This window comes from Taylorella asinigenitalis MCE3, from assembly GCF_000226625.1.
Lineage (GTDB): Bacteria > Pseudomonadota > Gammaproteobacteria > Burkholderiales > Burkholderiaceae_B > Taylorella > Taylorella asinigenitalis.
The window spans coordinates 471,624-492,252 of the sequence record NC_016043.1 but is presented as its reverse complement, the minus strand read 5'-3'; the positions used below and the strand labels follow the sequence as shown (position 1 = coordinate 492,252).

Below are 20,629 nucleotides of genomic sequence, written 5' to 3'. Positions count from 1 at the left end.
GCTATAATAGTAAGCTTTCTAAGAGTTTAATTCTTCAGTGTCAGCCCTTTCAAATCCCCTTGTATTAAGCAATATAAAAGTTCCAGAAAAATTAAAAATCGGGACTCGATTCGACATACCTCACTTTTATGGATCTAGTGATGCATTGTGGGTGAGTGAGTATGCGAGGGATAGAGGCGTGTGCATTGCCATCTTTTGTGCAGATCCTCTTGAAGCAAATAGGCTTAGATATGAAATTAAATTATTTGACCCAGAGTTAAATGTACAGCAGTTTCCGGACTGGGAGACATTGCCATATGATACGTTTTCGCCGCATCATGATTTGATTTCTGAGAGGCTTAAAACTTTAAATTTGCTATATCACAAGAAAGTAGATGTTCTTTTGATACCGGCTACTACAGCCATTTACAAGCTGGCACCTGCAAGTTTTTTAGGTGCACATTCTTTTTTATTTAAATGCGGGGATAAGGTCAATGAGCAGGCTTTAACTTCGCAACTTGCTGACGCTAACTACCAGCACGTAACGCAGGTTACGGCTTCAGGTGAATATTCGGTACGAGGCGGGATTATTGATATCTTTCCGATGGGTTCGCAAATTCCCTATAGGCTTGATTTATTTGATGATGAAATTGAAGCCATACGCATTTTTGATGTGGATACTCAAAGAAGTACGGTACCTGTTACTTCAATTGAGCTATTACCTGGTCGGGAATATCCATTCGATGAGCAAGCACGCAATAATTTTCGCACAAAATTTAGGGAAAAATTTGAGGGCGACCCTACAAAAGCTATACCATACCGCGATGTAGGCAATGGCATTAATTTCTCGGGTATCGAGTATTATTTGCCTTTGTTTTTTGATACCACTGCGACAATATTTGATTATCTGCCTGAGGGTACAATTACGATAACTAAAGGCGATATCAATAAGCAAATAGAAGAGTTTCATGCAGATACGCAGAAACGTTATAAATTCATTTGGTCGGATCGAGAGAGACCTGTATTGCCACCGCAAGATTTGTTTTTATCGAGCGAGGCATTTTTTAAAGCATTAAACAAATTTCCACGACTTCATCTATCTGAGATTGAATCACCACATGTGCCCATAAGTGAGCCTCCAAAGATATCCGTGCGTAAAAGAAGTGCGGAGCCATTTGCTGAACTCTCGTCATTATTAAACGCAGATGGGGCCAAGGTTCTGTTATGTGTTGATTCGGCAGGACGACGTGAAATTTTAACGCAACGCATGTATGAGTCTGGGCTTTCCGTTGATGCGGTTTTTGAAGAGATTAATCTCACTGCGTTCGCTGCGGGTGAAGCGAAGTTTGCGATTGTGGTTGCTCCTTTAAATCGAGGGTTTACACTGCAGTCGATAGGTGTACATGTACTGACGGAAAATGACCTGTTTCCAGATACGGCGGCATTGCCACGAAGTAAGAGAAAACGTGAAAAGCATACAGATGTGGATGCGATGGTGCGCGATCTATCTGAAATTCAGGTGGGAGATCCGATTGTGCACGCTCAGCACGGTATAGGGCGTTATCAGGGGCTTGTGCATCTTGAGGTAAATAATGAAACGGTCGAGATGCTGCAGATTAATTATGAGGGCGATACGAAATTATATGTGCCTGTATCGCATCTGCATGTGATATCAAGATATTCTGGTAGCGATCCAGAATCCGCACCACTACATCGTCTTGGCTCGGGTCAATGGGAGAAGGCTTGCAAAAAGGCTGCCAAGCAGGTTCGCGATACGGCAGCTGAGTTATTAAATTTATATGCTTTGCGTGCAATGCGCGAAGGTTATAAATTTAAGATCCCGATGGAAGAATATCAGCAATTTGCAGATGGCTTTGGGTTTGAAGAAACGCCTGATCAAAAGCTAGCAATTGAGGCAGTGCTTGAGGATATGGCTAGTGAGAAGCCTATGGATAGGCTTGTTTGCGGTGATGTAGGATTCGGTAAGACGGAAGTTGCATTGCGTGCAGCATTTGTTGCGGTCGCTAATTCAAAGCAAGTCGTTTTGTTATGCCCCACAACATTGCTTGCAGAACAGCATGCTCAAACGTTTATCGATAGATTTGCGGATTGGCCAGTGAAAGTGGCGTTATTGTCACGCTTTAGGACGGGTAAGGAATTGTCGCAAACGATCGCAGGCTGTGCAGATGGTACGGTTGATATCGTTATTGGAACGCATAAAGTTCTATCTAATAAGGTTAAATTCAAAAGCCTCGGTTTAATTATTATTGATGAAGAGCATCGCTTTGGAGTCAGGCAAAAAGAGGCTCTCAAGGCTCTGAGGGCTGAAGTTGATATATTGACACTAACCGCTACCCCTATTCCGCGAACATTAAGTATGTCGCTTGAGGGGATACGAGATTTATCTATCATTGCCACCGCACCGCAAAAACGCTTGGCCATAAAAACGTTCGTGCGACGGGAAGATAAGGGCACGATACGCGAGGCAGTGCTGCGTGAATTAAAGCGTGGCGGGCAACTTTATTTTCTACACAATGAGGTAGATACGATTGCAAATCGAAAAGCGATGCTTGAGGAATTATTGCCAGAAGCTAGGATTGGTGTGGCTCACGGGCAAATGAGTGAGCGAGAACTTGAGGCGGTGATGAAGGATTTTTATCATCAGCGCATTAATCTTTTGCTATGCACCACGATTATAGAAACGGGTATCGATGTGCCTACGGCGAATACGATCATTATCAACCGAGCCGATAAACTGGGGCTTGCTCAACTGCATCAGCTGCGTGGACGTGTGGGGCGTTCGCATCATCAAGCCTACGCATATATGCTTACCCCTGGAGATGAGGCTATTACGCGGCAAGCAAGAATGCGACTTGAAGCGATACAGGCGATGGAAGATCTTGGCTCTGGATTTTTCTTGGCTATGCACGATTTGGAGATTCGTGGAACGGGTGAAGTTTTGGGCGAACAACAATCTGGAAATATTCATGAAGTGGGATTTACGCTTTATGCTGATATGTTGAACAAAACAATGGATGCTTTGAAAAATGGGCGTGAACCTGATCTTGAGTCACCGTTTGATTTAGGTACTGAAATTAATTTGCATGCTTCGGCTCGGTTGCCTGAAGACTATTGTCCCGATGTGCATATGCGCCTACAGATTTATAAACGGCTTGCATTGCAGAAAACCGAGGGCGATATTATCGATATGCAGGCGGAGTTGGTAGATAGATTTGGGCCAATACCTTTGCCAGCAAAACTGCTTATTCATTCGCATAGATTGAGGATATTGGCCGAGAGGCTTGCAATAAAGAAAATGGATGTGGGCGAGGGCATTGCCACCCTGCACTTTGATGTGAGTCAGGACATTATTGATCCAGCACTGATTATCGAGCTGATTCAGAAAAATCGAAATATCAGGCTGCAAGGGCCGACTAAGCTTCGCATCGAATTTGAGAGCGAGCTTGAAATCGAGAAACGAATTCAAACTGTGCGAGAGCTGATTTTATTTTTAACGCCGAAGGAGATTACGTGAAGAGCTTTATTTTGAAGGATTTGCAGGGATATGGGTCTCTGTCTGAGGCGAAGGCTGCGGCTGCGGCTGAATCTATGAACTTTGCGTATTTACCCCAGGGAAAGCAGTCACGGACGGATATTAAATTATTATCCATGGATATGGATTCCACTCTTATTAATATTGAATGTATCGATGAGATTGCTTCAGTGGCTGGACGTGGAGATGCGATCGCTCAAATCACTGAGGCGACCATGCGAGGAGAGATTTGCGATTTTAAGGAGAGCTTACGTAGGCGTGTAAGTATGCTCAAGGGGGTGCATCGTGATGTGCTGCAAGAGGTGCTTGATAAGCGGCTTAGGCTTAATGTGGGTGCATTGGAACTCTTGAAAGCTGCTCAGGACGCGGGTGTACATACTTTATTGGTCTCAGGTGGGTTTACTTTTTTTACTTCTGCCCTACAGGAGCGATTAGGGTTGTCAGAGGTTCATTCCAATGAATTAGAGTTCGATTCAGACGGTTATATGACGGGTGAGGTTCTGGGTGATATTGTTGATGGAGACGCTAAGGCTCGTTACTTTATCGAGGCACGCGAAAAATTCGGAGCTTCTCGCAATCAATGCATTGCGATTGGTGATGGGTCAAATGATCTACTTATGATGAGAGAAGCTTACTATGCCGTAGCATTTCATGCGAAACCTGCAGTGCAACAATCTGATGATGTAAATTGCTGCATAAATTTCGGCGGATTAGATGCTGTGTTGGATTGGGTTGAAAGATAGGGGTGGACAAAGAATCATTTTTTAGGAAACTCTATTTAATGAGATTTTAAAACCTAAGGCAGATAAAACACTAGCTATTGTAGAAAATCTTGGCTCAGCACCTTCTCTTAGAGCCTTATATAAAGCTTCTCTAGATAGACCTGATTTTTTAGATATTTCAGTCATCCCTTTGGATTTAGCAATTACACCAAGTGCATGGGCAAGAAAACTTACATCATTTTCATTAAGTGCATTATTTAAATAATCCACTACATCTTCTTCGGTTTCAATAAAATCCGACATATCAAAACGTCTATATTTTGCAAATTTACTCATTATGCAGTCCCTCCATTTCTAATAATTTAAAGGAATATTCAATATCTTTTTTTTGGCTTTTTTTCTACCTCCATGAAGTATTAGAAGAGATAAATTACCAATGAGTACAAAGTATATCCTCCAACCTGACCCAAAAAATTCTCTCAGCTCATATAGACCACAACCTAAATATTTATAGTCTCCAATAAGCCCCCTTTTAACTTTATCAATCCTGAACAACAACCTATTACGAACAGTTCTATCACTAATAGAATTTATCCATTCTATAAATCGAGGATGAAGAATGACTTCTAAATTAGGTTTATCATGGAAGTCTAGATGTAATCGTTTGTTCACAGTATATTCTAAATTTTGTTAATTTCAAAATAGAATATTAATTTTCTGTACTTTATTAATCTAGATAGGGGTGGACAAATATGTCCTACACTTCGTACAACTTATGTTTAGGTAGATGTGGGTGATTCATTAGATGACGCCATACAAATCCAGGAAAAGCCATAACTAAAAAGATGCAAGCTCCTACAGCGTAAAACTGCCAGTTTTGACTAACTTGATTTGAAAAATAGCCCTCAATAAAAAAGCCAATTGCTCCCACGAAAAGCATAAAAAAGATAATTTCAAAAAAATTTAAAAATATATTTTTAAATTGAATATGTTTTCTGGTGGCAATGCCTGGTATTACAAAGCACGCAACCATAATCGCAATACCTGCTAATTTATAAGGCTTATCTAGAAGAACGTTTGAGGCCATATAAGCCCCTGCCCCAAACGCAAGCAACCACAATATAAATCTTAAGAAATAAAATATTGCGGATTTTGATGTAGGCTCATTAGAGAGCCTCATAGGCAAAAATATAAACATCCTTTCTGTAAAGAATGGCATATTTGCACATACTAGAGCTATGGCCAATATTAGCCAAATTGTATAACTTGGGTACATCTATTAATTAGCGAACTTTAGGGATTGATCTATTACTTGAACGCATAAACTAACAAGCCAGCCAGGCATTATTCCAAGCAACACAATAAGTGCGGAATTAACTGCAAATATTCCATATCCTGCAGTACTCACAGGAGCTAGAGGAACGGCTGTTGCTGGAGGCTCATCAAAATACATAGTCTTAACAACTCGTAAATAATAGAATGCTCCTATTAAAGAGAATATAACGGCAATTATTGTTAAGGTTACATATCCAGCAGATAGAGCTGCTTGTAGTACAACTAATTTAGAATAAAATCCTACTAACGGTGGTATACCAGCTAGCGAGAACATCATAAGCAAAATTGCAAACGCAAGTAAAGGACAACGCTTATTCAAGCCAGCTAAATCGCTAATTTCATCTGCTTCAAATCCACGATTGCTCATAAATAAAATAGCTCCGAAAGTAGCTAAAGTCGTTAATACATATATAACGATATAGAACAAAGCAGATCCATATGCACCAGAATTTAATTGTTCGTCTGCAACACCTGAAAGTAAGCCAAGCAACACAAAACCAATATGTGAAATAGTTGAATAAGCAAGCATGCGCTTAAAGTTAGTCTGCATAATTGCCGTGAGATTTCCGACAACCAGTGAAAGAACTGCCATAATAACTAACATAGGCTGCCATACTTCCTGAAGAGAATGCATACCCTCTATGAGCAGGCGCATTGCCATAGCGAAAGCAGCTAATTTAGGAGCAGATGCTATAGTCAATGTCACAATGGTAGGAGCCCCGCTATACACATCGGGTAACCACATATGGAACGGAACTGCACCAAGTTTAAATGCAATACCAGCAACCACGAACACTAGTCCTAGATAAAAAGCCATAGGGTGGTATTCTCCACTAGCAAGCACGGATGCAATTTGTGATAGGCCTAAACCATGAACAGCACCATATATAAGCGAAATACCATAAAGCATGAAACCTGATGCAAGGGAACCGAGCACGTAATATTTCATAGCAGATTCAATGCTCGATAAGCTATCACGACGTACGGCAACCAAGGCATATAGAGATAAAGACATAAGCTCAAGCCCTAGGTAAATCGTAAGCATGCTTGAAGCTGAAATCATCACAAATTGACCTAGAAGTGCAAATAAGGCAAGAGAATAGAACTCACCACCTTTGACCATATGACGCTCTACCAGATATCTACGGCCGTATACCAAAGTAACGGCTACAGCGATAATCGAGCAAACTTTAAGGAAATGTGCGAATGAATCTACGATAAAGGTGTCGTAAAAGGTATGCCCTACAACCCCTTGAGTCCACTGAACAAGCGTAATGATTAGAGTTATAGCCAATGTACCCAATGATAGAAAATAACTAGTCACACTATCAACTGAACGTAAAAAGGCATCACCTAAGAGAATCAGAATTGCAAATATGCATAGAATGATCTCAGGAAGCGCAAGAATATAGTTAAATTGATTTTCCATTCTCTTAGCCTCTATAGTTTCGAATGAGATACATGCTCAAGTAAATTTTGTACTGAAACATGCATCACATCAGTAAATGCTTGTGGGTAAACACCCATAAATATAGTAAACACCGCAAGTATCGCAAGAATTGCAAACTCACGACTATCGATATCGAACATCTCACGAACATGTGAATTGCGGATTGGGCCGTAAGCTACTCGCTTAACCATCCACAAAGAATATGCTGCTCCAAGAATTAGTGAAGTAGCCGCTAACAAACCAATCCAGAAATTATGTTGAACCGCAGCAAGAATTACATAAAATTCACCGATAAAACCACTTGTGCCAGGAAGGCCACTATTAGCCATGGAGAACAATACGAAGAAGGTCACAAACTTAGGCATCACATTAATAACGCCTCCATAGTCCTTAATCTGACGAGTGTGCAGACGATCATACATAACGCCGATACACATGAACATAGCAGCCGATACAAAGCCATGAGAAATCATCTGAATGATGGCCCCCTCAAGACCTATAGCAGTAAACAAGAATGTACCTAAAGTTACGAAACCCATGTGAGCAACGGAAGAGTAGGCAATAAGTTTTTTCATATCCTCTTGAACTATTGCAACTAAGCTAATGTAGATAATCGCAGCAAGAGAAAGAGTTATCATAAGCCAAGCCATATCGTGAGATGCGTCTGGTGTAATTGGCAATGAAAACCTTAAAAATCCATAGGCCCCAAGTTTCAACATAATGGCTGCTAGAACCATTGAACCACCTGTAGGTGCTTCGACGTGGGCATCAGGCAACCATGTATGGACGGGCCACATCGGAACTTTAACTGCAAATGCCGCAAATAAGGCGAAGAATATAAACAACTGCGGTGTGATATCAAGTTGCAGATTATGCCATTGAGAAATTTCAAATGTCCCAGATTGGCTATATAAATATATAAACGCAATCAAAGTAAGCAATGAACCTAAAAGCGTATATAAGAAAAATTTAAATGCTGCATACACTCGATTTGGACCACCCCACACACCGATAATGATATACATCGGAATCAAAGTCGCTTCGAAGAATACATAAAATAATAAGCCGTCAAGAGCAACAAATACGCCTATCATCAATCCCGATAGAATTAAAAATGCAGCCATATATTGTGAGATGCGAGATTTAATAACCTCCCAGCCAGCAACAATAACCAAAATAGTAGTAACAGCAGTAAGGAGTACAAACCAGACACTGATACCATCCACCCCTAAGTGATAAGAGGCGTTAAAGGCAGAGATCCACTCAACATGCTCTACAAATTGGAACTCAGCTGTGCTTGCATCGAATCCAGCAATCAAAGGGATAGTTACTACGAAGCTTACGATAGCCCCGATAAGAGCCAAGCGACGAGTATACTCAGCTCTATCATCGCCTCCGAAGAAAAGCACGAACAAGCCTGCAATTACAGGAACAAATATCGATAAGGTTAGCCAAGGAATTGAAGAAGTCATATGCCTACCTTATTTCATAAATAAAAATAATGTTATTAAGACCATGAGACCAACTATCATTACAAATGCGTAATGGTAAATGTATCCAGATTGGAAGAATCGTCCTGTTGCTGCAAGCAAGTTTACGATTCTAGTAGCACCACCGATGAACACTCCCTCGATGATACCTTTATCCCCTGCATTCCAAAGGAATCGACCAATATATCTAGCTCCAGCAGCGAATACGTTTTCGTAGACCCAGTCCACATAATATTTGTTTTCCAAGATGCGTATAGGGCCTGAGAGCGATTTTGCAATTTTCGTTGGCAATGTCTTGTCAATCACGTAACAATACAATGCAACAACAAAGCCTGCAACCATAAGCCAGAATGGTACAGTTGTAAAGGCATGCAAGCCATATTCAACCCATCCGTGGAAATGATGCTCTAATTCGGTAATCGCGTTATGTACAGAGGTATCTATAAATATTGCATCCTTAAAGAAGCCACCAAACAGCATATAATCGATTGCCCATGCACCTACAAATATGGAAGGAATAGCCAATAATATTAGTGGCAATGTAACCACCCACGGCGATTCATGTGGTTTAGAATGACCGTGGTCATGTTCTACATGTCCATCATTATGATGATCATCCACAGGTGCCAAGTGATACCTCTCTTCTCCATGGAACACAATAAAGTAGAGTCTAAATGAATAAAGTGATGTGACAAAGACTCCAATTAAAGTAGCCCAATAAGCAAATCCTGCACCCCACACATCCGCATATTTAGCTGCTTCTATAACATGCTCTTTGGAGTAAAAACCTGAGAAAAATGGTGTTCCAACTAAGGATAGTGTACCTATTAAGAAAGTAATCCATGTTATAGGCATATATTTGCGAACATTACCCATATAACGGATATCTTGATTGTGATGCATACCAATTATGACTGAACCCGCACCTAAGAAAAGTAGTGCTTTAAAGAATGCGTGTGTCATTAAATGGAAGACTGCAACAGAATATGCGGAAGCACCAAGTGCAACAGTCATGTATCCTAATTGCGATAAAGTAGAATAAGCCACTACACGTTTGATATCGTTTTGTATAAGACCTAGTAAGCCAAGGAATAATGCCCCTATCGCACCAACAATAATAATCAAGGATAATGCACTCGGTGCAAGCTCATACAATGGAGAAAAACGAGCCACCATAAATATACCTGCTGTTACCATGGTAGCTGCGTGAATCAATGCAGAAATCGGTGTAGGGCCTTCCATTGAATCAGGTAGCCATGCATGCAGTGGAACTTGAGCAGACTTACCCATTGCCCCAACAAAAAGACAGATACATGCTAGAGTAAGAAGATGCCAATCTCCCATAACAGTGATTTTATCAAGTCTATCAGCCTGAGCAAATACATCTGCATAATTTAGTGAGCCCGAATATGCAAACAATAGACCTATTCCAAGCAAGAATCCGAAGTCACCCACCCTATTAACTAGGAAAGCTTTCATATTTGCGAAAATCGCAGTCTCTTTTGTATACCAAAAACCAATCAACAAATACGAAACTAAGCCAACAGCCTCCCAGCCAAAGAAGAGTAATAACATATTATTACCCATGACTAGAATAAGCATAGAGAAGGTAAACAGAGAAATATATGCAAAGAATCTTTTATAGCCAGGATCATCAGCCATGTATCCGATGGTATAAATATGAACCATCAAAGAAACTGAAGTAACCACAACCATCATCATGGCACTTAAAGGGTCAATCAGAAAACCTAATTCAATTGCAAAGTGAGATTCATCAGTTGAAGAACCAATTTCAGACCAAGTGTAAAACATCTCATTGAAATAGGCATCATTAACGATTACCTCATAAAGCACAAAGCCTGAAGCAATTGCTGAAAAGGCTACTAATGCAATAGTGATTAGGTGTGCACCTTTTCGAGTAACGAAATTAGAAAGAAAATTAGTACCACAAAGACCTGCAAGTATCGCACCTAGTAGAGGAGCTAGTGCAATTGCTATGAGTAAAGTTGGTGAAAGTGTAGACATATTCATAACCTTAGCCCTTCAATTGCGATACGTCATCGACGTTAATCGAGTTAAGTTTGCGGAACAATAATACCAATATCGCAAGGCCGATTGCTGCCTCTGCAGCCGCTACAGTCAATATAAAGAAAACGAAGATTTGACCAGATGGGTCTGGCAAACCATCAACTGGATTCCAAAATGAAAATGCTACAAAGTTAATATTAACTGCAAGAAGAATGAGCTCCAATGACATAAGCAGTGCAATAAGATTTCTGCGATTAAAGAATATACCAAATACTCCTAGTGCAAAAAGTATGGCCGCAAGAATGAGGTAATGAGCAAGTGTAAGTGTCATTATTTTTTTACCTCCTCATTATTCGGTGCTGATTTTGCTTCGGATTTTGTTGCATCAGACTTAACTTCCTTAGTGGACTCCACAGGTGCAGTTTTATCATTTTGTGCGGCTTGCACTTTTGCAGGTTCTCCTGGCTTCACAGGTGTCGGCTGGCCAGCTGCTGGTTTGATATTTTTAAGATCTCTATCATTTTTTACTTCTTTTGCGTCCCTCTCTGCGGCTGAAGTATGCTTAGCTCCAGCAATAGTAGCATCAGCAGGTATATCACTGACATTATCCGCTAAGGGCTCAACACGAGGCTCAGATTTTAAGCTAACTAGACGTACGCGATCCTTGGCTTGTACTTTGAGCTGATCACTAACCAATACATATTTACGATTTTTTCTCTCACGCAAAGTTAGTGCGATAGCTGCAATCATTCCAACTAAAAGGATTAGAGCACCTACTTGAATTGGATAGGAATATTTACTGTACATCTCTATACCTAGTGCAAGAGCATTATTATATGTTTCAGGCCAAGTCATAGGTGATGAAGTATCAAAATATGCTGATCCAAGAATAAACCCAATCTCAGCAACCATGATGCCACCTACAACTAAACCAATTGGAAGATAGGTACGAAAGTCTTTTCTTAATGTCTCTGGCAAAACATCAACCATCATAACCACAAACAAGAATAAGACCATGACTGCCCCGACATAAATTATGATAAGGAGCAACCCTAAAAATTCAGCACCTATTAGAATCCACAGCATTGAGGCGGTAAAAAATGCAAGTATCAAATGCAAAACTCCAACTACAGGATGTCTTGCAAGAACCACACGCACACTTGCGTAAAGCAATATGATTGCTAATAAGTAAAATAAAATATCAGTAAAAGTCATATCTTAAACACCTATCGGTATTTACCGTCAATTGCACGTCTAGCAGCAATCTCAGGTTCATATTTGTCACCGATTGCAAGCAACATGTCTTTAGTAAAATACAAGTCACTTGCTTTTTCGCCGTGATACTCGTGAATATGAGTTTCAACAATAGCCTCCACAGGACAGCTTTCCTCACAAAATCCACAGAATATACACTTAGTTAAATCTATATCGTATCGCGTAGTTTTACGTGCACCATCTTCGCGCTCGTGCGATTCAATAGTTATGGCCATGGCAGGACAGACTGCCTCGCACAATTTACAAGCAATACATCTCTCCTCTCCATTTTCGTAACGTCTTTGAGCATGTAGACCGCGAAAACGAGGAGACATTGGAGTTTTCTCGTAAGGATATCGAAGAGTAAATTTCGGTTTAAAAAAGTACTTTCCAGTAACCGCCATCCCTTTTAAGAGTTCAGTTAGAAAAAGTCCGGCAAATGATTTAGCAAAACTCACAACTACTCCTAATTCCAAATACTAAGTGGAGAATTTTTCCATACGGCAATAACTAAGAACCATATACCTGTCAATGGTATGAAAATTTTCCAACCTAAACGCATAATCTGGTCGTAACGATATCTAGGAAATGTCGCCCTAAACCAGATAAAGAATGAAACGATAACAAATGCTTTTATACCAAGCCATATCCAACCTGGAATATAAGTGAACGGTGCAAAATCAAGTGGGCTTGTCCAACCGCCTAAGAAAAAGATAGACGCCATAGAAGATAGCAAAATCATATTTGCGTATTCTGCTAAGAAGAACATCGCAAAGCCCATACCTGAGTATTCGACCATATGCCCCGCAACAATCTCTGACTCACCCTCAACAACGTCAAATGGATGACGATTAGTTTCAGCAACTGATGAAATTACATAGATCACAAATAGTGGCAATAGTGGTAGCCAATTCCAAGACATAAATGTAATACCATGCTCAGCAAACCATCCTTCTGTTTGTTGAAGTACAACTCCGTTCATATTCAAAGTGCCTGACACTAAGAGCACAGTTAATAGAACAAAACCCATAGCTAATTCATAAGAAATCATCTGAGCAGATGCACGCATAGCCGCGATTAATGGATATTTAGAGTTAGAGGCCCAACCCCCTAAAATAACACCATATACACCGATTGATGTAACAGCCATAACAAAGAGCAAACCAGCATTAATATCAGCCAATATAGCTTCAGGGCCAAAAGGCACTACAGCCCATGTCACAAGTGCAGGCACTAAGGTAATTAAAGTAGCAAGTAAATATAAAACTTTATTAGCTTTAGCAGGAATAATGACTTCCTTAGTTAATAATTTCAGAACGTCCGCAAACGGTTGGAGCAAACCTGCAGGCCCAACTCGGTTAGGTCCTCGACGCACATGCATGTAGGCAATGAGTCTGCGCTCCCACAATGTTAAAAATGCAACCAATATAACAATTGGAAAGATGATTACTAGAATCATCAATACATACCAAATTATCATCCATAGAGTAGGACCAAAGAAGTCAGCTCCCCATAGATGAAGTTGTGCGACTCCGTCTGTAAACCATGACCATATATTCATCACACACGCTCCACTTTAATCATAGAGTATGAATTACCCAACTTAATGGTCTCCTCAAATCCTTGCGAAATACGAATCACCCCTTCAGGCAATATCTCATTGCACCTAACAGTAAATTCACCAGATCCAGAATCGCTCGTTAACTTAACGCTATCACCGCATGAAACCTCAAGCTTCTCTAAATCGATTTTACTTAATTGAACGCAAGGGGATAAGCTAATTTCAGTTTGTTGTAATGAATGAGCTCTTCTTACGATAGCATCAGTTTTGTAAATAGGGACCTCGGAAATTCTTTCAAACATAATTGGTGCTTCTTCTTTTGTGGAGCCCTTCGCAGCATCTCCAGAAGCATCTTCCGCACTACCTTCATCTGAAGCACTAGCGGCAACCGATGTACCCTCAGCCGATTTCAAACCGCCCACTTCAAGAATATTGTTTGAGGTTTGATTTTGTCTTGATTCAGAGATGGCAATGTTTGCGATTTCATCCGAATCATTAAAATTCGAATCAGGCACACCAAGCAAATTACATAGCACTCGCAGAACCTTCCAAGCAGGACGAGATTCTCCTAATCCTGAAACAACGCCTTTAAAAGATTGACGCCTACCTTCTGCATTTATATATGTGCCAGAAGTTTCAGTAAACGGACCGATAGGCAGCATCACTTTAGCCCAATCCACAGCCGCAGAGACATAAGGAGTCAAAGCCACTGCAAATGAATCCGCAAGCACTTTTTGAGCTTGCAGTCCATTTTCCATATCAAATTTAGGCTCTACATTATGAACAATAAAGACACTCAATTTTTCTTGAATCATCTCTTTTGCACTTAAACCATCTCGTGCAACAGTACCTAATGTATATGATCCAACAGTGTTTGCGCCTGAAGTTAAAAATCCTAACTTCGCTCCCATAGATTTAGCTAATTTTTGTGCAGCCAATAAAAGCTCAGAAGCATTTGGAGCATTAGTTACAGCATTTCCTACAAGTACAACAGAATTTTCAAAGCCACTAATGCGTGATGCAAATAGTTGATTTGCATCGCTCGTATCGTAATCTTCATCCTCCTTATGATTAGCGAGAACATCCGAAATTTCATTAATTTTCGCAGCTAATTCAGATGGTTTTACATGAACACGTGCAGCTAGTTCAATTTTAGGGTCTTCTGCAAAGCTATCTATGATGGCAATGCTTGCGCCTCTTTTCGCCGCCTGTCTTAATCTCTGAGCAAAAAGTGGATGGTCCTTGCGTAAATTCGAACCAATAACAACCGCTGAATCAATAGTGCTTAAATCGGCTATGGACACCCCAAGCGTAGGAACACCTTCGATTGATTTTGCAAGCAATGGATCGTTAGAGCGCAGATTTGTATCAATATTTTGAGAGCCCAAATGTTTTGTGATTTTCTTAAGAAGATAAAGTTCTTCAAGAGTACTACTCTCTGAAGCCAGAACACCTAATGAGTTTGATTCATTAGATACAATTTCTCTGATATTATCCGCAACGAAATTTAAAGCTTCTGACCAGTCTACTTCCTTCCAAACATTATTAGTAGTTTTAATCATTGGGGTAGTCAATCGGTCTTCAGTAACAAGTCCCTCGTATGACCATCTGTCCTTATCTGAAATCCAGCATTCATTTACGGCTTCGTTTTCTTGTGGCAATACGCGTAAAACTTCATTGTTCTTAATTTGAGCAATCACATTTGAACCAACACTGTCATGTGGACTAATAGTTTCACGTCTTGCTAGCTCCCATGTACGTGCTTCGAATCTAAATGGTTTAGATGTAAGTGCTCCAACAGGACATACATCAATCATATTTCCTGATAATTCTGACTCAATCGCTTTTCCGAGGAAGTTGGTGATTTCAGAACGTTCATTTCTGTAAACCATGCCCAATTCCATCTGTCCAGCAATTTCCTGACCAAAACGGACGCAACGAGTACAGTGAATGCAACGAGACATCTCCTCAGCTGAAACCAAGGGCCCAAGGTTTTTATGGAATATAACTCGTTTCTCTTCATCATAACGAGAGGTGGAATATCCATAGCCAACAGCCAAGTCTTGTAACTGACATTCTCCACCTTGGTCACACACAGGGCAATCAAGTGGATGGTTAATAAGCAAGAATTCCATAACGGCTTCCTGCCCTGCTTTTGCTTTTGGTGATTTAGTATAAACCACCATGCCATTAGTAACAGGAGTAGCACAGGCTGGCAATGCTTTTGGTACTTTTTCTACCTCTACTAAACACATGCGACAGCTTGCAGCGATCGATAATTTTTTGTGATAGCAAAAGTGAGGTATATAGATTCCTAGCTTATTAGCGGCTTGGATAATCATACTGCCGTCTTCTACTTGTACTGGTCTGCCATCAATTGTAAGTTCAATCATAATTAATGAATGTCCTAGTTATAAGGTGCTACAAGGCACTTTTTATTTTCTATATGGTAGATGAATTCATCGCGATAATGTTTTAAGAATGCACGAACTGGCATCGCTGCAGCATCACCTAAAGCACAAATTGTGCGACCCATAATGTTTCCGGCTACACGATCTAATTGATCTAGATCTTCAATACGCCCATGACCATGTTCGATACGATGAACTAATCTGTAAAGCCATCCTGTACCTTCGCGACACGGTGTACACTGTCCGCAACTCTCATCTTGATAAAAATGTGAAAGTCGAAGTAGGGATTTAACCATACAACGAGTATCATTCATAACGATAACTGCCCCAGATCCAAGCATAGAACCCGCTTTAGAAATAGAGTCGTAATCCATATTAGTTTGCATCATGATTTCTGCAGGAAGTACAGGAGAACTCGATCCTCCTGGTATCACAGCTTTAAGCGGTCTTCCCTCTCTCATGCCTCCAGCTAATTCTAATAATGTAGCAAAAGATGTACCTAGAGGAATTTCATAAGTACCTGGTCTTTCTACATCTCCTGAAATTGAAAATAATTTAGTTCCTCCATTATTTGGAAGGCCAACTTCAAGATATGCAGGACCACCATTTCTTATAATCCATGGAACTGCTGCAAATGTCTCTGCATTATTAATAGTCGTAGGTTTTCCGTACAAACCAAAACTAGCTGGAAATGGAGGCTTAAATCGCGGTTGCCCTTTTTTACCCTCTAAGGATTCAAGCAAAGCAGTCTCTTCTCCGCAGATATAAGCACCGTATCCATGATGAGCCTCAAGATCAAAACTAAAGTCAGTGCCCAAAATATTATTACCTAAATATCCCGCAGCTCTTGCTTCATGAATTGCTTCTTGAAACCTTTCGTAAATCTCGAAAATCTCACCGTGTATATAGTTATAGCCACGGGTAACCCCCATAGCAAAACCACCTATGATCATCCCTTCAATGACACAATGTGGATTAAATCGCAATATATCGCGGTCTTTGAAGGTACCAGGCTCACCCTCATCAGAGTTACAAACCACATACTTTTGCCCTGGAAATGCCCTAGGCATAAAACTCCATTTTAGGCCTGTTGGGAAACCAGCCCCACCACGACCACGCAAACCAGAAGCTTTAAGTTCAGCAATAATATCCTCAGGTTTCATGCCGTCTGATAAGATTTTTTTTACGGCTTCATAACCACCACGTTTTACATAATCTTCAAGATGCCAGTTTGAACCATCTAAATCCGCCAAAATCTGAGGCTTGATATGTCGCCCATGGAAAATCATGCTGTCTTCATGATTCCCTGATGGATTTGGTTCTAAACCTTGAGAGTATTTTTCTAAGAAATTCATGCAGACTCTCCTGAATCAGTAGGTCTAAGTCCAGAGGTCATAGTTTCAGAAGGATTTACCTTTGCTATATTTGGAGAACCACTTGGTGCCTCAATAGAACTTGGATCAACATGCTCTTCATCGGATACAGTAGCATTTTTAAATTTAGGCTCAACACCTTCTTCTTTATAAATATCTTCTAAAAGCTCATCTATACGAGCTTTATCCATACGTACACACATATGATGATTATTTATAAGTAGCACTGGAGAGTCCCCGCACGCACCCATACATTCACCCGCCTTAATAGTAATTAAGCCATCTTGTGATGTTTCGTCGATACCAATTCCAAGTTTTTCTTGTAAATAATTAATCGTTTGAACACCCTCTCTTAGAGCACAGGGCAAATTTGTACAGACCGTAATTTTATATTTTCCAACTGGCTGAAGTTCATACATATTATAGAAAGTAGCAACTTCCTGAACTGCCATTACAGGCATACCCAAATAGGTGGCAATGTCCTCCACTACTTCAGGTGATACCCAATTCAACTCAGTTTGGGCTATACGCAATGCGGACATAACTGCTGACTGTCGCTGGTCCTCAGGATATTTCTTGAGTTCCGCGTCAATTAATTCATAAGCTTTTTCTGAAAGCAACATACAGTTCTACCAAATAATTTGCTAGCACATACTAGCGATCAATTTCACCAAATACAATATCTTGCGTACCAATTACGGTAACAGCATCCGCAATCATATGACCTCGTGTCATTTCATCGAATGATTGCAAATGCACAAATCCAGGGGCTCTGATTTTTAAGCGATAAGGTTTATTAGCCCCATCAGAAATTATATAAACTCCAAATTCGCCCTTAGGATGTTCAACGCATGAGTAGACTTCACCCTCAGGAACAGGAAACCCTTCTGTGAAGAACTTAAAGTGGTGAATTAAATCCTCCATACCCGATTTAATGAGTTCTCGTTTAGGAGGTGCAATTTTATGATTGTCTACTATAACAGGACCTGGGTTTTCTTTAAGCCACTTAACGCACTGAGCAATAATCTTATTACTTTCGCGCAATTCTGCAATTCTACATAAATATCTATCGTAGCAATCACCATTTACGCCAACAGGTGTCATAAACTCAAGTTTATCGTAAACTTCATATGGTTGTTTACGACGCAAATCCCACTCTATTCCACATCCACGGAGCATAACTCCAGAAAATCCCAAAGCTTTAGCTCTTTCAGGTTCAACAATACCAATGTTTACTAGGCGCTGCTTCCAAATACGATTATCTGTAAGCAAGGTTTCATATTCATCTACGCATTTAGGGAATCTTTGAGTAAAGTCTTCAATAAAATCTAGTAAGGATCCTTCACGAGCTTGATTAAGTCGCTTCATCTCACGAACATTACGATATTTTGAATCTATCTCATGCTTAGGCATAGTGTCTGGAAGGTCACGATACACACCGCCCACCCTGTAATAAGCCGCATGCATACGTGCACCTGAAACAGCCTCATAGCAGTCCATTAAATCTTCACGTTCACGGAACATATAAAGCATGCCAGCCATGGCACCGACGTCCAAAGCGTGAGACCCTAAGCTCATAAGGTGATTTAGAATACGTGTAATTTCATCGAACATCACACGAATATACTGAGCTCGAATAGGCACTTCAATTCCAAGTAGTCGCTCAATACCCATCACATAAGCATGTTCATTACACATCATGGACACATAATCCAAACGATCCATATATGGCAATGCTTGTAAGAATGTCTTAGATTCTGCTAATTTTTCAGTACCACGATGAAGCAAGCCAATATGTGGGTCAGCTCTTTGAATAACTTCTCCGTTTAATTCAAGAATAAGGCGTAACACACCATGAGCCGCTGGGTGTTGAGGTCCAAAATTAAGTGTGTAGTTTTGTAATTCAGACATTTTTTAAACCTCCATACCCTTCTTCGCGAATAATGCGAGGCGTAATTTCACGAGGCTCAATAGTAACTGGTTGGTAAACGACACGATTTTGTTCTTCATCAAAAATCATTTCAACATAACCAGATACAGGGAAATCTTTTCTTAAAGGATGTCCAATAAACCCATAATCGGTAAGAATTCTACGAAGATCTGGATGTCCCTCGAAAACAATACCATACATATCAAAAGCTTCGCGCTCGAACCAGCCAATGTTTGCCCATATATCAGTTAATGAATCGACCATAGGAAGCTCATCATCCTCAGCAAATGTACGAACTCTTATACGTGAATTATGTACAGTGCTCAAAAGATGCAAAACAACAGCAAATCGATTAGAGAATGATTTTTTTGAAATTGAACTTGGTTGACCGTATTTTGAATAATCCACACCACATAAATCAACCGCAATATCAAAACGCAAGTCTTTATGATCACGTAGGGTGCGACATGTATCAACCCAATCGGAAGCAGGGACTTCAACTGTAAGTTCGCCAACACAATCAATTATAGGAAATTTATCCCCTAAATTTTGAGTAATACTGGATTTGAGGTTATCAATTGATCTCATGCTTTGCTCCTACTTCTCTCTTGCTATCGTTAAAGTGCGACGCATTTTATTTTGAAGCTGAAGCATGCCATAAATTAAAGCTTCTGCTGTAGGTGGACAACCAGGCACATAAATATCCACTGGTACTATTCGATCGCAGCCCCTTACAACAGCGTATGAGTAGTGATAATATCCCCCACCATTTGCACAGGAACCCATAGATACTACCCATCTTGGTTCTGCCATCTGGTCATAAACTTTGCGTAAAGCTGGTGCCATTTTATTAGTGAGTGTGCCAGCAACAATCATAATATCTGATTGTCGAGGGCTAGGTCGGAAAATAATTCCGAATTGGTCGAGATCATATCTAGCAGCACCTGCATGCATCATCTCGACGGCACAACAGGCTAATCCGAATGTAACAGGCCACATAGAGCCTGTACGCAACCAATGTAAAACCGCATCTGTTGAGGTTACTAAAAAACCTTTGTTATTTGAATAATCTGACATAAATTAACCTTGAATTAATCCCAATCCAAAGCACCTTTTTTCCACTCGTAGATAAAACCTACAGTAAGAATAAAAAGGAATAGCATGGCTGTACCGAATCCCACAAGACCGATATAATCATTTGCTATAGCCCATGGAAAAAGAAACGCTAATTCTAAATCGAAAAGAATAAATAGGATGGCAACGAGATAATATCTGACATCAAATCTCATACGTGCATCTTCAAACGCTTGGAATCCACATTCGTAAGGAGAATTTTTTTCGGAGTCTGGTTTATGTGGGCCTAGCATAGCTCCAGTAAAAACTAGAAAAGCTCCAAATACAGTAGCTATGAGAATAAAGAGGAAAATGGGAAAATATTCTGCAGTCATATTAGATTATATATTTTTTAAGCTGCTTGATTTTACCACTTTAGAAGGTATATATGAAAGGAAATATATCAATTTTTTTATAAAAATACCCCCGA

General features: G+C 40.2%; 18 protein-coding genes and 1 pseudogene. 2 read left to right on the top strand and 17 right to left on the bottom strand.

From position 1 onward, the window contains the following. The first annotated feature begins 37 nt into the window (after window positions 1–37). Together mfd and serB are read left to right on the top strand one after the other, a co-directional pair. Entirely contained in the window at window positions 38–3,514 is a 3,477-nt protein-coding gene (gene mfd / locus TASI_RS02425; protein ID WP_014111171.1) for a transcription-repair coupling factor, read from the top strand. Further along, entirely contained in the window at window positions 3,511–4,275 is a 765-nt protein-coding gene (gene serB, locus TASI_RS02420; protein ID WP_014111170.1) for a phosphoserine phosphatase SerB, read from the top strand. Before mfd ends, serB begins: the two co-directional genes overlap by 4 nt. A 21-nt stretch (window positions 4,276–4,296) precedes the next feature. On the opposite strand, the gene TASI_RS02415 is transcribed toward serB, so the two are convergent. From TASI_RS02415 to TASI_RS02335, 17 genes and pseudogenes are all read right to left on the bottom strand, one after another. Then, entirely contained in the window at window positions 4,297–4,590 is a 294-nt protein-coding gene (locus TASI_RS02415; protein ID WP_014111169.1) for an addiction module antidote protein, read from the bottom strand. 18 nt (window positions 4,591–4,608) lie between these two features. Further along, window positions 4,609–4,926 (bottom strand): type II toxin-antitoxin system RelE/ParE family toxin, encoded by a 318-nt coding sequence (locus TASI_RS08115; protein WP_014111168.1) that lies wholly within the window; start codon window positions 4,924–4,926, stop codon window positions 4,609–4,611. An 85-nt stretch (window positions 4,927–5,011) separates the two neighbouring features. Next, the gene (locus TASI_RS02405) at window positions 5,012–5,530 is read right to left on the bottom strand and encodes a DUF2818 family protein (protein WP_044977978.1); all 519 of its coding nucleotides are present in this window, start codon (window positions 5,528–5,530) and stop codon (window positions 5,012–5,014) included. 3 nt (window positions 5,531–5,533) lie between these two features. Further along, window positions 5,534–7,018, bottom strand: coding sequence for an NADH-quinone oxidoreductase subunit NuoN (nuoN, locus tag TASI_RS02400; protein WP_014111166.1), 1,485 nt, complete (start codon window positions 7,016–7,018; stop codon window positions 5,534–5,536). An 11-nt stretch (window positions 7,019–7,029) separates the two neighbouring features. After that, window positions 7,030–8,511: an NADH-quinone oxidoreductase subunit M gene (locus tag TASI_RS02395; RefSeq protein WP_014111165.1), complete on the bottom strand. Its 1,482-nt coding sequence runs from the start codon at window positions 8,509–8,511 to the stop codon at window positions 7,030–7,032. Between the two features lie 9 nt (window positions 8,512–8,520). Further along, window positions 8,521–10,560: an NADH-quinone oxidoreductase subunit L gene (gene nuoL / locus TASI_RS02390; RefSeq protein ID WP_044977977.1), complete on the bottom strand. Its 2,040-nt coding sequence runs from the start codon at window positions 10,558–10,560 to the stop codon at window positions 8,521–8,523. A 4-nt stretch (window positions 10,561–10,564) separates the two neighbouring features. Further along, window positions 10,565–10,888: an NADH-quinone oxidoreductase subunit NuoK gene (nuoK, locus tag TASI_RS02385; protein ID WP_014111163.1), complete on the bottom strand. Its 324-nt coding sequence runs from the start codon at window positions 10,886–10,888 to the stop codon at window positions 10,565–10,567. Then, window positions 10,888–11,772: an NADH-quinone oxidoreductase subunit J gene (locus tag TASI_RS02380; RefSeq protein WP_014111162.1), complete on the bottom strand. Its 885-nt coding sequence runs from the start codon at window positions 11,770–11,772 to the stop codon at window positions 10,888–10,890. The genes nuoK and TASI_RS02380 overlap by 1 nt, the downstream gene beginning before the upstream one ends. A gap of 11 nt (window positions 11,773–11,783) precedes the next feature. After that, entirely contained in the window at window positions 11,784–12,215 is a 432-nt protein-coding gene (gene nuoI, locus TASI_RS02375) for an NADH-quinone oxidoreductase subunit NuoI (protein WP_241685397.1), read from the bottom strand. Window positions 12,216–12,277: 62 nt separating this feature from the next. After that, a complete protein-coding gene (gene nuoH, locus TASI_RS02370; protein ID WP_014111160.1) occupies window positions 12,278–13,372 on the bottom strand; it encodes an NADH-quinone oxidoreductase subunit NuoH in 1,095 nt (364 codons plus the stop codon). Continuing rightward, window positions 13,372–15,765 carry an NADH-quinone oxidoreductase subunit NuoG gene (gene nuoG, locus TASI_RS02365; RefSeq protein ID WP_014111159.1) on the bottom strand — a complete coding sequence of 798 codons (2,394 nt, stop codon included), beginning with the start codon at window positions 15,763–15,765 and terminating at the stop codon, window positions 13,372–13,374. The genes nuoH and nuoG overlap by 1 nt, the downstream gene beginning before the upstream one ends. A gap of 14 nt (window positions 15,766–15,779) precedes the next feature. Beyond that, the gene (gene nuoF, locus TASI_RS02360; protein WP_014111158.1) at window positions 15,780–17,138 is read right to left on the bottom strand and encodes an NADH-quinone oxidoreductase subunit NuoF; all 1,359 of its coding nucleotides are present in this window, start codon (window positions 17,136–17,138) and stop codon (window positions 15,780–15,782) included. Window positions 17,139–17,293: 155 nt separating this feature from the next. Further along, window positions 17,294–17,779: pseudogene (gene nuoE / locus TASI_RS02355) on the bottom strand (NADH-quinone oxidoreductase subunit NuoE); the annotation flags it as partial. A gap of 31 nt (window positions 17,780–17,810) precedes the next feature. Then, window positions 17,811–19,067 carry an NADH-quinone oxidoreductase subunit D gene (locus tag TASI_RS02350; protein ID WP_014111156.1) on the bottom strand — a complete coding sequence of 419 codons (1,257 nt, stop codon included), beginning with the start codon at window positions 19,065–19,067 and terminating at the stop codon, window positions 17,811–17,813. Further along, entirely contained in the window at window positions 19,060–19,674 is a 615-nt protein-coding gene (locus TASI_RS02345) for an NADH-quinone oxidoreductase subunit C (protein WP_014111155.1), read from the bottom strand. The genes TASI_RS02350 and TASI_RS02345 overlap by 8 nt, the downstream gene beginning before the upstream one ends. Window positions 19,675–19,683: 9 nt before the next feature. After that, window positions 19,684–20,163: a NuoB/complex I 20 kDa subunit family protein gene (locus TASI_RS02340; protein WP_014111154.1), complete on the bottom strand. Its 480-nt coding sequence runs from the start codon at window positions 20,161–20,163 to the stop codon at window positions 19,684–19,686. Window positions 20,164–20,177: 14 nt separating this feature from the next. Then, window positions 20,178–20,534, bottom strand: a complete 357-nt coding sequence (locus TASI_RS02335; RefSeq protein WP_014111153.1) for an NADH-quinone oxidoreductase subunit A — start codon at window positions 20,532–20,534, stop codon at window positions 20,178–20,180. Between the last annotated feature and the right edge of the window lie 95 nt (window positions 20,535–20,629).